The 14,298-nt window shown below is 44.6% G+C and carries 14 protein-coding genes; 8 read left to right on the top strand and 6 right to left on the bottom strand.

Features of this window, described 5'->3' with window-relative positions; genetic code table 11:
• The first annotated feature begins 97 nt into the window (after nucleotides 1–97).
• Nucleotides 98–1,453 carry a glutathione-disulfide reductase gene (gene gorA / locus IQ457_RS02125; protein ID WP_200661875.1) on the top strand — a complete coding sequence of 452 codons (1,356 nt, stop codon included), beginning with the start codon at nucleotides 98–100 and terminating at the stop codon, nucleotides 1,451–1,453.
• Nucleotides 1,454–1,560: 107 nt separating this feature from the next.
• Here gorA and IQ457_RS02120 read toward each other — a convergent pair whose 3' ends face one another.
• Nucleotides 1,561–1,938 carry a hypothetical protein gene (locus tag IQ457_RS02120; RefSeq protein WP_318242143.1) on the bottom strand — a complete coding sequence of 126 codons (378 nt, stop codon included), beginning with the start codon at nucleotides 1,936–1,938 and terminating at the stop codon, nucleotides 1,561–1,563.
• Nucleotides 1,939–2,045: 107 nt separating this feature from the next.
• Between IQ457_RS02120 and IQ457_RS02115 the strand changes: the two genes are divergently transcribed.
• A complete protein-coding gene (locus IQ457_RS02115; protein WP_200661874.1) occupies nucleotides 2,046–2,258 on the top strand; it encodes a hypothetical protein in 213 nt (70 codons plus the stop codon).
• Nucleotides 2,259–2,323: 65 nt separating this feature from the next.
• Here IQ457_RS02115 and IQ457_RS02110 read toward each other — a convergent pair whose 3' ends face one another.
• Both IQ457_RS02110 and IQ457_RS02105 read right to left on the bottom strand, forming a co-directional pair.
• On the bottom strand, nucleotides 2,324–3,007 hold the full coding sequence (locus IQ457_RS02110) for a GNAT family N-acetyltransferase (RefSeq protein WP_200661873.1): 684 nt from the start codon (nucleotides 3,005–3,007) through the stop codon (nucleotides 2,324–2,326).
• A 107-nt stretch (nucleotides 3,008–3,114) separates the two neighbouring features.
• Entirely contained in the window at nucleotides 3,115–4,722 is a 1,608-nt protein-coding gene (locus IQ457_RS02105) for an FAD-dependent oxidoreductase (RefSeq protein WP_200661872.1), read from the bottom strand.
• A 262-nt stretch (nucleotides 4,723–4,984) separates the two neighbouring features.
• Between IQ457_RS02105 and truD the strand changes: the two genes are divergently transcribed.
• The gene (gene truD, locus IQ457_RS02100) at nucleotides 4,985–6,241 is read left to right on the top strand and encodes a tRNA pseudouridine(13) synthase TruD (protein WP_200661871.1); all 1,257 of its coding nucleotides are present in this window, start codon (nucleotides 4,985–4,987) and stop codon (nucleotides 6,239–6,241) included.
• 3 nt (nucleotides 6,242–6,244) lie between these two features.
• Here the strand turns inward: truD and IQ457_RS02095 are convergent, their stop codons facing one another.
• On the bottom strand, nucleotides 6,245–7,801 hold the full coding sequence (locus IQ457_RS02095; RefSeq protein WP_200661870.1) for a GGDEF domain-containing protein: 1,557 nt from the start codon (nucleotides 7,799–7,801) through the stop codon (nucleotides 6,245–6,247).
• Nucleotides 7,802–8,002: 201 nt separating this feature from the next.
• The gene (locus tag IQ457_RS02090) at nucleotides 8,003–8,884 is read right to left on the bottom strand and encodes a PHP domain-containing protein (RefSeq protein WP_200661869.1); all 882 of its coding nucleotides are present in this window, start codon (nucleotides 8,882–8,884) and stop codon (nucleotides 8,003–8,005) included.
• Nucleotides 8,885–9,088: 204 nt separating this feature from the next.
• Here IQ457_RS02090 and ispZ point away from each other — a divergent pair, with 204 nt between their 5' ends.
• The 4 genes from ispZ to mnmD all read left to right on the top strand — a co-directional run bounded on the left by ispZ (nucleotide 9,089) and on the right by mnmD (nucleotide 12,838).
• Complete coding sequence (ispZ, locus tag IQ457_RS02085) at nucleotides 9,089–9,640, top strand: septation protein IspZ (RefSeq protein ID WP_144296626.1); 552 nt, start codon at nucleotides 9,089–9,091, stop codon at nucleotides 9,638–9,640.
• Nucleotides 9,641–9,750: 110 nt separating this feature from the next.
• Nucleotides 9,751–10,104: a YciI family protein gene (locus IQ457_RS02080; protein ID WP_200661868.1), complete on the top strand. Its 354-nt coding sequence runs from the start codon at nucleotides 9,751–9,753 to the stop codon at nucleotides 10,102–10,104.
• On the top strand, nucleotides 10,101–10,637 hold the full coding sequence (locus IQ457_RS02075; RefSeq protein WP_342343296.1) for a hypothetical protein: 537 nt from the start codon (nucleotides 10,101–10,103) through the stop codon (nucleotides 10,635–10,637). The genes IQ457_RS02080 and IQ457_RS02075 overlap by 4 nt, the downstream gene beginning before the upstream one ends.
• Nucleotides 10,638–10,663: 26 nt before the next feature.
• A complete protein-coding gene (mnmD, locus tag IQ457_RS02070; RefSeq protein WP_200661867.1) occupies nucleotides 10,664–12,838 on the top strand; it encodes a tRNA (5-methylaminomethyl-2-thiouridine)(34)-methyltransferase MnmD in 2,175 nt (724 codons plus the stop codon).
• Nucleotides 12,839–12,913: 75 nt separating this feature from the next.
• Here the strand turns inward: mnmD and yiaA are convergent, their stop codons facing one another.
• Nucleotides 12,914–13,474 (bottom strand): inner membrane protein YiaA, encoded by a 561-nt coding sequence (gene yiaA / locus IQ457_RS02065; protein WP_200661866.1) that lies wholly within the window; start codon nucleotides 13,472–13,474, stop codon nucleotides 12,914–12,916.
• A 169-nt stretch (nucleotides 13,475–13,643) separates the two neighbouring features.
• Here yiaA and IQ457_RS02060 point away from each other — a divergent pair, with 169 nt between their 5' ends.
• Nucleotides 13,644–14,261 (top strand): hypothetical protein, encoded by a 618-nt coding sequence (locus tag IQ457_RS02060; RefSeq protein WP_200661865.1) that lies wholly within the window; start codon nucleotides 13,644–13,646, stop codon nucleotides 14,259–14,261.
• Nucleotides 14,262–14,298 lie beyond the last annotated feature (37 nt).

Raw genomic sequence — 14,298 nt, 5'->3', positions numbered from 1 at the left:
ACTTTTTGTAGGGTTAAAAAGGCTAATATTTACCCTTCTCCCTATAAATGCCAATTTCACAACCTTACTAATAAAAACCAAATTAAGAGACATTACAATGACCAAACATTATGATTATATTTCCATTGGCGGCGGTAGCGGCGGTATTGCTTCAATCAACCGCGCAGCGAGCTATGGCAAAAAATGCGCCATTATCGAAGCCAACCAATTAGGCGGCACCTGCGTCAACTTGGGCTGCGTACCCAAAAAGGTCATGTGGTACGGCGCGCAAGTGGCCGAAGCCATCGAAAAATATGCACCCGATTATGGTTTTGACGTCGAGGTCAAAGGTTTTGACTTTCAAAAACTGGTCCATAGCCGCCAACAATATATCGAAAACATTCACCGCTCTTATGATAATAATTTGGCGAAAAATGGCGTTGAAGTGATAAAAGGCTTTGCTACATTTGTCGATACTAACACTGTCGAGGTCAATGGCGAGCTCATTACCGCCGATCATATTTTGATTGCAACAGGCGGACATCCGATTCTCCCCGACATCAAAGGCGCAGAATACGGCATCGATTCTGATGGCTTTTTTGCGTTAAATGAAATGCCAAAACGGGTTGCCATCGTTGGCGCTGGCTATATCGCTGTTGAAATCGCAGGCGTGCTCAATAGCCTCGGTGCTGAGGTGCACCAGTATGTGCGTCAACATTCGCCGCTGCGCTCATTTGACCATACCATCGTTGAAACCTTGCTGATAGAAATGGAGCAAGACGGTATTCAGTTGCATACCAATACCACACTCACTGAGATTCATAAAAATGAAGATGGTAGCCTGACGTTATGTACCGCAGATGGTAGCCTTGATACGGTAGATTGCTTGATTTGGGCGATTGGACGTGCGCCCTCAACCGACAATATCAACTTGCAAGTAACCGGCGTTGAGACCACCGAATTTGGCAAAATTAAAGTCGATAAATTTCAAAACACCAATGTCAAAGGCATTTACGCGGTCGGCGATATTATCGAAAACAGCATTGATTTGACGCCAGTGGCTATCGCTGCCGGTCGCAGGCTTTCAGAGCGCTTATTTAACAATAAAACCAATGAGCATCTCAGTTATGACTTGATACCGACGGTCATCTTTACCCACCCTGCTATCGGTACGATTGGCTTGTCTGAAATCGACGCCGTTGAGCAGCATGGCAAAGAAAATATCAAATGCTATAAATCAACATTTACCTCTATGTATAGCGCAGTCACACAGCATCGTCAAAAGTGCGTGATGAAACTGGTGTGCTTGGGTGAAGAAGAAAAGATTATTGGCTTACATGGTATTGGCTACGGTGTCGATGAGATGATTCAGGGCTTTGCGGTGGCGATAAAAATGGGCGCGACGAAAGCTGACTTTGATAACACGGTTGCCATTCACCCGACAGGTTCAGAAGAATTTGTGACCATGCGCTAGTTTTTATAGACCAGATAATATGAGTAAAAAGCTACCTTTAACGAGGTAGCTTTTTTATTAGACGTCATTAAGGCGTTTCTAATATAAATCTTCATTTATCAAAGCGGTTAATTATCCAGCGTCCATTCTCCCTTGGCATGATAAACGTTAAATATGGTTTTATTAGTTCGGCTATTTCCTGCCATCGTTTGGGTGATATCAGCAGTACAGCTATAAGTACGGTTACCCTTGACGCGGTTACAGTCGATATTCTCGACACGCTCAAGCGTTGGCATCATGCGCTCCATCAAACTGCTTATATCTTGCGCCATTTTGTCATTCTTATTATTGCTCGCATTCGTTTTAGCAGCCTGCATTATCTTGATACCTTCTTTATATTGCGCTGCGATCAATTGCTCAACCGTACTGTCAGGAGGCGCTTTAGAATAGGTAACAAAAAATAGTATATATAGGAGGAGTAACGTCAATTTTTTAAACTTTCCCACTTTGACCTCCTGTTATGCTGATAGCGTTTTTCAAACGTAAGAGGCAGATAATTCAGACAGCACAATCACGATACTGCTATGATGCGTTTAATAATCACCGTTGCGAGATGCTTGTGTGGCAGATGTATTTTTCTATATTACCGATTGGTCTTGGCATCATGACCTTGGTCGCCAGCCTAATCGGCTTGTTTGCTTATTTGATGTCCAATGATAATGCCACGCGCCTGCTCGGTTTTAACTGGTTTAAGCGTTTAATTATCGTGGCATTTCTCCTATTGAGTGTCGGGCTATTTATGACCTTTGGACGTTTTTGGGGTTAATGGCTTTTACGTTAATTGCTCTGAGGTGAATGGCTTCAGATTTAGTAAAACTGATTGACTTATCATTAGCTTACGAGTTTTTCTAATTCTAATAATTCTAAATCTTGGCGCTTAGGTTCGCCATTATTACCGTCGACGGGAAACGGCATGCTATTGCCATTTAACTCATAACCGCGGCGCTGATAATACGCCAAGAGCTCTGGTCGATGACTGAGAATAGACATCGTTAAACGCGCAGGGTTTTGTGCAGGCGTTTGGGTATTTGATTGTAAATGCCGCTGCGCAAATGTCTCTGCCGCCTGCAGTATCTGATGACCGACGCCAAGCCCTTGCAGCTCAGGCAAGACGGCAAACATACCGATATAAGCTTTTTGGTTACCCGCGCGCTGATTTGTAGCGACATCATCTTTTATGTCGACCGCGATACAGCCCAATAGCTCGCCCGTTTCTTTGCCATCACGCTCACTTGTTGTGGTTTTTGGATAAATAAAAACGTAATGCTTGGGGTCATTAATGACAGCCAATAGCTCATCTTTGGTAGTACGAATACCGCCCACCAAATCTGCCTCATTGGTCCAGCCTTCCGCTTGTCGATAACAGCGATTGAGCAATTGCTCGAGCGCGTCGACATCACTTGCTTCAGCTTGACGTAAAAATACGGTTGATTTATTTAATGGCTCTTTATTTAACAGCTCTTTATTTAAAGCTTCTTTATTCAGTTCTTTTTGAGTGATGTGATCTTTATTCATAGCATCGGCTTTCCTTTTCCATTCATGTCTTATAAAAATCTATGGTATAAAAGGCTGGCTCGGATAACCAAGCCAGCCTTTATAATAATACGTATCCGTTTTTACTACTAGCGCGATAACGCATGGGCTTGCTCGATAATATCAAACCCAGCATTGATTTGCGCGCGCGTTGGCGCATGACCACGGCGCAGTAGCTCAGAGAAGGCAATCAACTCTTTATCACGGCCAAGTGAGATAGCAGCACTTGCACGGGTGTTTTCTGCTTCGTCATCAAAATAGTACTCAATACAGTCAAACTTATTCGGCGTGCCGAACACAATGCCGTGGTCAGGCGTTGCGGCATGACCGCTATAGCGTAGGCTATTGCCATACTGTGCCGTCCAAAAAAATGGAATACGCTCGGCTAAAGAGTTGACATTGTCTTCATTTAAGATAGCAGCGGCCGCGACGATACCGTGTTGTAGGGCCACGCGCCAATGCTCGATACGCATACGCCCCATCTGATTGGTGGCTTTGGCAATATCGCCCAGTGCATAGACGCCGTCGCGCAGCTCTAAATAATCATTAACTTGCACGCCATCAGGATCGTTGACCTCGTCTATTATCTCGGTACGCGGTGCCACACCTGTGCCCAATATGACCATATCAGCGTCAATTTTGTTGCCGTCATCTAAGATAACCCCGCTCACCATGCCATTATCTTGCACTATCTCAGCAACGTTGGCACCAAAGGCAAAGTTCACGCCTTTTTCTTTATGCAAATCAATCAGAGCATCACTGATACTTTCGGAGACAATATTACTCATTACCCGAGGGCTACGACCAACGATGGTAATAGAAGCGACCTTCCCCGCCTCCATTAATGCTGACGCCACTTCCATACCGATAAAGCCGGTACCGACGATAACTACCTGCTTGTTTTCACTGGCCTCTTTAATGTCTTTGGCATCATCCATACTACGCAGTGTATAGACTCCCTTGGCATCTGCGCCTTTAAACGGTGGCACTTTTGGCTCAGCGCCTGTCGCCACCACTAAGAAGTCCGCCGTTTGCTCTTCACGTTTACCATCTTCGCCTTTTATGACGATAGTACGCGCGTTTGGTAATACTTCGCTGACAGTTTGGTTTAAGCGCAAATCAATATTATTGTTACTCGCCCAATCCGCGCCGCCAAGCATCAAATATTTCTCATTCATTTTGCCAGCCAAAAACATCTTGGATAATAAAGGACGATTATAAGGCGCTTTATCATCTTTACTAATCATCGTAATCTTGCCGCCATAGCCGCTATGACGCATCTGATTGGCGGTCATGAATCCCGCGCCGCCGCCGCCAATGATAATGGTATGAGTATCCATCAGCTTATCATTTTCCACGCGCTTATCTATCTTCGCGGCGGTATTGACGGTAATGCTATCGCCCTCATCGCTCAGCTCGTATTGGGTCAAGCCGCGCATGGCGACTGGCTCCAATAGCGTGCCGTCGCGACTGTCAAAAGTACCGTGATGCCACGGACACACGACGCGATTACCACAGCGCAGCCCCTCACCCAAATCTGCGCCAGCATGCGGACATTTACCATCGAAGGCACTAAATTCGTCCTCATCACGGGTGATTAAAATGATACTATCGTCATCCTGTTTATAGGATTTCATGCCACCATTTGGAATGTCGGCTTTGCTAATGGTGACGGTATGAATCGTTGCTTTACTCATGAGTTATCCTTAACGGTTATTATTAAAATTTATTATTTCCTGCTGCAAATGTACTTTTTATTGGCGTTTTAAATAAAATATTAATGCCAAAAATACGTGATTAAAAGACCAGATGTCTTGCCAGATACTTTGATACTAGCAAGACCCATTGCCAGACGCCATTTTTTTATATACTGACTGCGTTGCAAAACGTAAACTTACCTTTATTCCCTCTTTAACGTTTTGCTCTTACCCCTTTTTATCAATACAAAAGATACCTTTTATGACTTCTCAAGACGATTTTGCTAACGACTCATTTAATAACGATTCTCCTAATAACAAACCTTTGACTGATAAAACCTTTGATATCTCAAATATTGATATTACCGCCGCCACTGATACGGCCAAATTGCCACAGCCGACGCAGCCGCCTTTAAGGCAAGCGACCTATAAAGCCCATGCCACAGATTTTGTGGTCAATGAGATATTGCCGCTCGCCTTTACGGGCGAAGGTGAGCATTTATGGCTGCATATCGAAAAGCTCGGTATAAATACCGCCTATCTGGCTAAGCTGCTGTCCGAGTGGGCAGAGATTCCACTGCGTGATGTCGGTTACTCGGGGCTAAAAGACCGTCATGCGCTGACGACACAGTGGTTTAGCCTGCGCCTACCAAAAAAGCAATTACCAGAGTCTGAATTCGCGCCCGTCGATATCGGCGCCAATGAATCGCTTACTATCCTTGCACAGCAGTGGCACAATAAAAAACTCAATCGCGGTACGCATAGAGCCAATCAATTTATCATTACCTTGCGTGATATCCAGTTTGCGCACACAGAGACGACGCCGTCTAACAAAAGCGACAAGGATACCGTCGAGCAGCATTTAGCCTATATCAGCACAACGGGCGTGCCCAATTATTTTGGTCCGCAGCGCTTTGGCCGTAACGGTAATAATGTCAGAGAAGCATTGGCGTTATTTGCGCGTCCAGCGCCAGAAAACCGTCCGCAACCCAAAAAGAGCAAACGCAAACAGGCGCCGCGCGAGCAAAACAGTATGGAGTTGTCCGCGGCGCGTAGTTTGATATTTAATGAGATATTAGCAGCGCGGGTGCGTGATGGTAGCTGGAATACGGGGCTTGCCGGTGAAGTGTTTAATTTGAATGGCTCAGGTTCGATATTTGCCAGCGAAGTAATGGATGACACTTTGCAAGCGCGACTTGTCAGCGGCGATATTCATCCAACGGCGGTATTATGGGGCGTGGATAATGATAAAGTCAGTGGCGTAGCAGCCGCTATCGAAAATAATATCGTACAAAAAAGTCCATTACTAAGTCAGTTGGCAGCAGGCTTAGAGAAGCGTGATATCAAGGCACAGCGACGCGCGCTAAGATTACCGATTGAAAAATTAAACTGGGAATGGCAGGACGCAGATGATGCGTTGAGCTTGGTGCTCAGTTTTACTTTAACGACGGGCAGCTTTGCGACCAGTGTACTTTCAAGCTTAGTGCAAAACTTAAGCACTTCATCTGGCGTTAATTAACGATTAGCTAGTCGCATAAAGGACGGCAATCTTGTCTTTTTCTGCTGCGAGCATATGATTAGCACTGACCACTTGATTACGCCCGCGGTCTTTTGCTTCGTATAAGGCTTTATCGGCGGTACAGATTAAGCGCTGACAAATATCGCTGGGCAGTTGGGCTTGCACTATTTCTTTAGCAGCGCGCTTTCTTCTATGAGAAATTCTTTTTTGTGCATGGGTCTGTTGTGCGCCTGCTTGGTTTGAGCTGTGCGAGCCACGCTCTTGTCTACGCTCTCCTTGCCTACGATCTAATTGCTTACGGTTTTTGCGCGGTTCTGCCAGCGCTTGCGTATTTTCTTCTAGTGCTAAGGCTTTATACTCGTTTTGAATACGCGCACGCTCTTCATGCGTCAGGGTATAAACCCCTAAACTGGCAGTAATATAAAAATCGACATTATCATCGCTCTTGATGACTTGTTGGGCGATATCTTTGCGTAGCTGTTTAGCAATAGTCATCGCGCCCTCGTGCGTGGTATCTGGCAACACGATTAAAAATTCTTCGCCGCCATAACGACTGATAATCACCTCTTCTGATAACGATTTTAATAGCGTTTGGGCAACCTCAGACAAAACTTGGTCGCCAACGTCATGCCCATAATTGTCATTGATATTCTTAAACCAATCTAAATCCAATAAAATCACGCTAAAATCTTGTTTATCGCCCATCGCCAGCAGTGCTTGCTGCATTTGCGTCAAACCGTAGCGGCGGCTTTTTAGCTGAGTCAATTCGTCTTGATTGGCATACTGCATGATTTCAGCTTTACTGTTATCCAATATCAACAGCAGGGTGCGAAACATATAGATGATAAAAATCGCCTTTGGCAGCGCCATATAAATATGAGTGGTACGCCAAAAAAACGCCGAAGAAGAGCGCAGTTGATTAAAGGTATCCCAGCTGAGTGTGCCATTTTGAAAAATTGAAGCAGAAATGGCGCTCTCAATTGCCGCCGTTTCGCTAAAGGTAAGATAGCTATAAGTATCTAAGGGGAAAGAAGTAATCGTCATTTGACGCAGATTGGGAATGGTAAAACCAAAATAAGGAATTAAGGTAACCAAAAAAATCAAAGCAATATGGGCTAAAAAGGCTTTCCATACATAGCGCCGCCGTATCAGCATCATCCCAAGCATCGCGCCACCAACCAGCGAAACCCCAGCGACCAAACTGCTATGACCCATGACTAAAATCACCACCGCAATATAAAGGCTATAAAGCGTGATCATAATCGCTTGCCATTTATACAGCGAGCCTGTGTCTGTCCTAATCGGCGATGTGCGGCTGACCATCCAAAAAAAGAACACTAGCATCAGCGTCACCCCAGTCCATAAAGGATAGAGCAAACCCATATCTACATAGGAGCCATAAAGATCTTGGCGCCACCAAACAAACACGCACCATAACCAATGTGAGGTGACTTCTATTAACACAAACAGCGCCAGCAGTGAGGCCCTATCAGCCGCTTGCCACTCGAAAATCACTCGCGAGAGCTTTCTATAGCCTAGATGAGATATCGATACAGCCATAATGGGCTACCGCAGATAGTGAAAGTTATTGAGCCAAACCAAACATGAAAATAAACAGCATGACTTATATTAGACTTAAACTGACGCATTTAGTGTGGCAATTTTTCCGTTAATTATCAATCGGTTTTAGTCGATTTACCCGTCAATATCTAAAGTTTTATTTTAGCGTATCTATTAAGTTTGAGAATAACCTGTTTTGGACTAAGCCAATGCCGCAAATGACTGCCAAATACCTTGCTGTTCAGGATTAAGGTTTGGTACGTCGCCCAAACGTCGCCACGGCATATTACTACCATGAAAATCACTGCCGATAGAGGCAGCAAGCTGATGTTCAGCGATACTGCGATCGACCATTCGACGCGTACTAATCGGTTCGCTAGTTGAGGGTAACTCACAAGCATCACCGCCAAGCCCGGCAAATTCTTCGATAAGTTTACGTACGCGAGTGGCAGATAGCTGATAGCGGGTTGGGTGCGCGAGTACCGCCTTGCCGCCGCAAGCGTGAATCAGCTCGATGCCGCGCTGCATGGTTAATGCTTCAATCGCCACGTAGGCGGGTTTATTATCCGCTAGATATTTATCAAAAGCTTTTTGCACGGTTTTTACCGCACCGCGCTCAAACAACACTTGACCAATATGCGCACGCCCTACCGCTTGTGGATTGCCGCCTGCTTTATCGAGCACCGCCTGCCATAGCTCATTATAATCAATATCTAATAGCTCGCTAAGCTTTGCAGTGATACGTTGACCGCGCGTGGCACGGCTATCTTGCAATTGCTGCAGCATCGCGTGCATTTTATCAAAGTCGGTGAAGTCCAGTCCCAATACATGGATAATTTTATTGGTAGATTTATTCTTGCCATAACCGCCGCTAAGTGTATGCTCGCAGCTAATCTCAACCCCATTAATTAATTGTATATCGCAGGCCTCAGCCGCTGCGCGCGCCTCGTCGATACCCATCAAGGTATCATGATCGGTCAGCGCCAGTACATGAATGCCAGCATTGTGCGCGCGCTGTACTACCTCGGTCGGCGCATAGGTACCATCAGAGCAAGTACTGTGGCAATGTAAGTCGATTTTCATAAAGCTGGCCTTAAGGTGTTGAAAGTGTTGTGCATTCAAATACGCTGTCACTACTGACTATATTATCAGTAAAAAAGGGGAAATGCGGCGAAGATAACGCATGAAGGCAGATCATAACGGATGATTATCCTGTTACTTGCTTTTTTTTGCAGCAGTAGACGTGTAAACTACCCCATACGTTTTTTGTTGGACATCCTATTTGCTATGAAAGCCTTATTAGACTTCATTCCGTTGATCGCGTTTTTTATTGCCGCGCGTTACAATGGCATTTTAGCGGCGGCAGGCGCCTTGCTCGTGGCCACTATTATTATTTATGCCATCCATTTTGTGCGTCAAAAAGGCAAATTTGATAAACAGCAGTGGGTCGTTTTATTATTAACCATCGTTTTTTGCGGTGGCACGCTGCTATTGCGTGACGACATCTACTTACGCTGGAAGTCGCCTATCATCAACGGTATCTTCGCCGTTACGCTATTGGTCAGTGCCATCATCAATAAGCCACTCATGCAATTGGCGATGAAAGAAGTGTTTTCACTGACCTTAAGTGGCTGGAAAAAACTGACCGTCGCTTGGGCACTGTTTTTTGCCTTTATGGGTATTTTGCATTATATCACGGCATTTACGATGTCTGATGAGGCTTGGATTAACTTTAAAACTTATGGCTGGATTCCAATTATGTTGGTATTTGTGATTGCCCAATTTGCCGTATTAAAAAACCATCTCAATCCAGCATTAACCGATAAAACCACTAAATAGAAGCTATTTCAATCATAATATAAGACTTAAAAATATAATGAGACATATTATCATTATTTTTTATTCTGGTTATTAGCGCTTTATACATATTATTTACTTGAGGAAGTCCCATGTCCTTATTTGCTATTATCGGCCACGATGTTGCTGGCAGCAGTGCCCAACGTCAGGTAACACGCGCCGAACACGTTGCCCGCCTGCAAGTATTACAAAGCGAGCAGCGACTCATTATCGCAGGTCCAACGCCCATCGAACACGGTAAAAGCGAGATGTCAGGCAGCTTGATTATTGCTGACTTTGACTCCCTCGATGCTGCGCAAGCATGGGCGAGCGCTGAGCCTTATCTGCGTGATGGCGTCTATAGCCATGTAGATATCAAGCCGTTTGTGCAGACCTTACCTGAACCTACTGACAGCGCCGCAGATAAACCAGCAGACAAGCCAGCAAATAAGGTAACAGTATCGTGATTCAGCAGTTATTATTAAATGGTTCTGTTTCTAATCATACCAGTGAGCACGTTCTTGGCCGCGTCGCTAATCTTAGTGTTACGAGCTTGTTATTACTTGCTAGCTTATCAGCACAAGCAGCACCAACTGTGACCAATGCTGATCCTGCGGCAAGAACGGCTCCGCTTGCGCCAAATGCTGTATTAGCGCCCAATACTGTTAATCAACTAGCGTTACCAAATACTGCCTCAAATACGGTCTCTGCTACAGCAGCGAACCAAGCTACTAGTGCTCAGCCTGCGACCAATATTAGCGACACTTTAGCCGCGCAGCTACAACCATCAACTAAAGCGCTCTCTGAAGCCAATCAAGAATTGCTTAGCCGTAATGCCCAGCTTCAGCGTCAAGTCAATGACTTACAAACACAAGTAAACGTTTTGGTTTATGAAAGCAAAGGTCAATTGTTTTTATACGGCGCATTTACAGTGTTAATGAGCTTATTGGTTGGGATTTTTATTTCGTGGTTGGTGTTTGTGCGCCGCGAGCGCTGGTAGCAAATCCTCTATAAATGTGATGCTTTATGTCCAAATTTGTGTCTAAACCTAAGTCTAAACCGGCTATATCTAAGCCTACCTCTTCCGCCGCGCATAAACCTTATAAAGCCACTAAACCCCCTAAAAAACCCGCACCGCCAAACGTGATTACCCCTGCTAAGATTGCATGGCAAACCGATGATGCTGGCAATCAGGTGCCAGTATCAGGGGAGTTTGGCGATGTGTATTTCTCGCACGCTGATGGCTTGGCAGAATCTCGCCATGTATTTTTAGCCCATAATCAATTACCCGAGCGCCTAGCAAACCTTACCGACAAGCAATGCTTTACTGTTGCTGAATTGGGCTTTGGTACGGGCTTGAATTTTTTGGCGACATGGCAGCTTTGGCGACAGCTTCGTGCTCAGCAGCCGCAGTTAACAAGCGCGCGCTTACACTTTATCACCACTGAAAAATACCCCATACCGCTTAACGACTTAACGCAGATACTCGCTTTATGGGCACAACGCGCCCCTGAACTTGCCGAATTGATTAAAGAGCTTTTAGCCAACTACCCACCGCTGATTGCGGGCTGTCATCGACTAAACTTTATTGACGATAATATCACGCTTGATATTTGGTTAGGCGATGCGGGCGATAGTTTGGCAAGTCTGGCTAGTTTTGAGAGCTTAGCTACTTTAAATACTGAGACTGCTATCAATCGTCCTTACGTTGATGCTTGGTTTTTAGATGGTTTCGCGCCTTCTTGTAATGAGAGCTTGTGGGCGGAGTCGATATTTACCCAGATGCAGCGCTTATCTCGTACTGGCACCACGGCCGCTACTTATAGCTGTGCTGGTATTGTCAAACGTGGCTTGCAAGCGCATGGTTTTAGCATTAAAAAGGTAAAAGGTTTTGGGCGCAAGCGTGAAATGTTAACGGCAGCGATGGTGGACAATGCTGAGTTCTTACCTGATTCTTTAGCACTAAATGACGATAACAATATTTGCGTTTTGCCACACCCTCATGACCATACTCCTAATCATACAGTGGTTATTGGTGCAGGCGTTGCGGGACTACTTACGGCTTGGACGCTGGCCAACCGCGGTGTGGCTGTGTCGATAGTAGATAAAGTCGCGCCGCTTGCTGGCGCCTCTGGCAATCCGCGCGCCCTACTCGCACCAAATATGACGCCCATTCACCATGTCTATGAGCACTTGCACTCTATCGGTTATCTCTATAGCGGCAGGCTGTATCGTTATTTTAATCGGCAAGCAGCTCTGCAGCAAACGTCACCGATACTTGAGCAAACAGGCGCGTTAGACTTGCTAATCAAAACCAATATCGGCCCTGTGCAAATTGCCGATTATCCCAATGAAATGGCAACCACAATTACGACTGCAGAAGCGCGGCAATTAAGCGGCTTAAAAACTAAAGACTTAGCGGACAATTTATATTTACCAAAATCTGGATTGGTCAATCCACAAGCGCTAAAAACGCTTATTCTTAAGCACTCAAATATCAATTATCAGCAGCTTAGCGTTACTGATATCAAAGAAGCTGCCAATAAAGTGACGGTGATTGGTGAGAAAGAAAGCGGTATTGATGGTCAAAGTTCTGTCACTATCTGCGCTGACCATGTCGTGATTTGCGCCGCCTATGAGAGCCATCAACTAGACAAACGTATCGTTGAGTGCCGTACTATTCGCGGGCAATTATCTTGGTTTATGCCCACTGACGAGCAGGTAGCTGGTCTGCCTAAATTACCGCTTAAATATAGTGGTTATTGCGCGCCCTTTATCGGACAAAATGGTGATGCTAAGATAAATAACATTCGCGAAGGTAAGCCTCAGTTTTTACTGGGTGCCAGCTTTGTAGATGCTGACGCCAGCATTGATATCCGTGGTGAAGAAAATCAGCAGAATTATGACAAATTGCTTGAGGATATTCCTGAATTAAGCAATGTATTGCCAGACGATACTAGCGCATGGCAAGCACGCGCTGGTGTGCGCACGCAAACGATTGACTATCATCCCTTGGTCGGAGGACTTGTACAAAGCCGCCGCATTTGGACGCTCTCCGCGATGGGGGCAAAGGGTTATGCACTAGCACCGATATGCGCCGAAGCATTAGCAGATATGATGTTAGGCTGCTTTGCGCCTTTATCTGCCGTTACCTTAGCGCGATTATCACCCAATCGGGCGCGATTGCATAAAGCGGGCTAATTTATTATTTTAATCATTTATTTTATATAGCTTAAAATAGGCTATTCAACTAACTTTTATGAATATAGTAAAATATTATTCACTATCGTTCTGATCACGACTATCTATTCTTGATTTAACAGAACCAAATAGTGACTTTCCTGAATCTGTCTTTTGATTCGATATTCTGGCGATATTATCATCGCTAAGACTATTCGGTGAAATTAATGCACGGATTTGCGCTTCATCTCGGGTGTTCTTTTGAATCGTGACAGCAGCAAATAAGCTCATGGTAAACGCCATCATATAAAATCCTTTTTCACTCAAGCTTAAACCACTGGCATTCATCAGCCCAATAGCAATAAGTGCAATGGAAACCGCCAACGCCGCCCAGCTTATTAGATAATATAGATTGGTGGTTGGAATACCTTCTGCACGGTCACGCAGGGTTTTTTGTAGGCTGATTGCTGAATACAATCCCAATGCTAAAATAGCAAAGTAATAACCCTTTTCATTCAGTAGCATACTTTGTGCATTCCATAAGCCCATCAAATACGCCAAGACGCCTACCAGCATCACCGCCCAAGAAGTACCTACATAAGCGGTCGTCGGCTTATATGCCGCTAGCTGACTTTTTGTAATTGTGTCATTATCCATTATTGTCCTTAACTGCTTATCCATTATTAATTGTTTTATCGCAACGCTTGCCAACTAGTGTTTTACCTTGGGGTAAAATAGCACAAGTATGTTATGTTGTGATACACAAATATGCACAGAAAAATGCACGCTTTTTTATATTTATAGCTTTTTATGACAGAGTATTGATATGTCTTTTTTTACGCTACTTATTTTACTCAGCCTTATCATTATTGTACCCATCTTTTTTATCATAAAAGAGAAATCTCGTCGGCTGCAAATTGACTCAATCCATAGGCATAAGCAATATTTAGCGTCCGCAAGTAGCGCCTTGTCTGAAAGCGAGCAAAAAGTGCAGCAGAACGACAAAACAGATGGTCTGACTGTTGTTAAGTTTACCGCGCAGCATCCGTTTATCAAATACCTGTACGCTGAACAAGTTCCTGAGGCATTTCGTGCCATTATGGACGATATTGGACAACAGTATGAGCGCATGCACCATACGCAAATTACCGAATCACAGCTGTTTACTCTTAATAAACTTATAGAGATACGCATACCCGAGTTGATTCATGATTACCTCAGCCTCGACCCGCATTATGCCACTACTGTCATTATTGACCGTGATAAATCTGTTACCAGTTATAGTATGGTATTAGAGCAGTTGCATTCTATTTTGGACTTTGCACAAAAGCTAAACATCCAAAGCCAAAGTGGCGTCGTTGATAAGTTGCTTGCCAGTCGTCGCTATTTAGATGATGTCTACCAAGAAAGCGCAACCAGTAACGATTTATTAAAATTAAAGTAAAAACTAGCCCATACCTTAATCAATGGATAGCTGTCTA

This window comes from Psychrobacter sp. M9-54-1 (assembly GCF_016613355.1).
GTDB classification, from domain to species: domain Bacteria; phylum Pseudomonadota; class Gammaproteobacteria; order Pseudomonadales; family Moraxellaceae; genus Psychrobacter; species Psychrobacter faecalis.
This window is presented reverse-complemented; position numbering and strand designations above follow the sequence as displayed.

Excerpts from the sequence above, each read along its gene's own strand:
- IQ457_RS02080 (WP_200661868.1), top strand. The coding sequence starts at position 9,751 with ATGTCCTTATTTGCTATTATCGGCCACGATGTTGCTGGCAGCAGTGCC.
- truD (WP_200661871.1), top strand. The coding sequence starts at position 4,985 with ATGACTTCTCAAGACGATTTTGCTAACGACTCATTTAATAACGATTCT.
- IQ457_RS02095 (WP_200661870.1), bottom strand. The coding sequence starts at position 7,801 with ATGGCTGTATCGATATCTCATCTAGGCTATAGAAAGCTCTCGCGAGTG.
- IQ457_RS02110 (WP_200661873.1), bottom strand. The coding sequence starts at position 3,007 with ATGAATAAAGATCACATCACTCAAAAAGAACTGAATAAAGAAGCTTTA.
- IQ457_RS02105 (WP_200661872.1), bottom strand. The coding sequence starts at position 4,722 with ATGAGTAAAGCAACGATTCATACCGTCACCATTAGCAAAGCCGACATT.
- gorA (WP_200661875.1), top strand. The coding sequence starts at position 98 with ATGACCAAACATTATGATTATATTTCCATTGGCGGCGGTAGCGGCGGT.
- IQ457_RS02115 (WP_200661874.1), top strand. The coding sequence starts at position 2,046 with ATGCTTGTGTGGCAGATGTATTTTTCTATATTACCGATTGGTCTTGGC.
- yiaA (WP_200661866.1), bottom strand. The coding sequence starts at position 13,474 with ATGGATAATGACACAATTACAAAAAGTCAGCTAGCGGCATATAAGCCG.
- mnmD (WP_200661867.1), top strand. The coding sequence starts at position 10,664 with ATGTCCAAATTTGTGTCTAAACCTAAGTCTAAACCGGCTATATCTAAG.
- IQ457_RS02060 (WP_200661865.1), top strand. The coding sequence starts at position 13,644 with ATGTCTTTTTTTACGCTACTTATTTTACTCAGCCTTATCATTATTGTA.
- IQ457_RS02090 (WP_200661869.1), bottom strand. The coding sequence starts at position 8,884 with ATGAAAATCGACTTACATTGCCACAGTACTTGCTCTGATGGTACCTAT.
- ispZ (WP_144296626.1), top strand. The coding sequence starts at position 9,089 with ATGAAAGCCTTATTAGACTTCATTCCGTTGATCGCGTTTTTTATTGCC.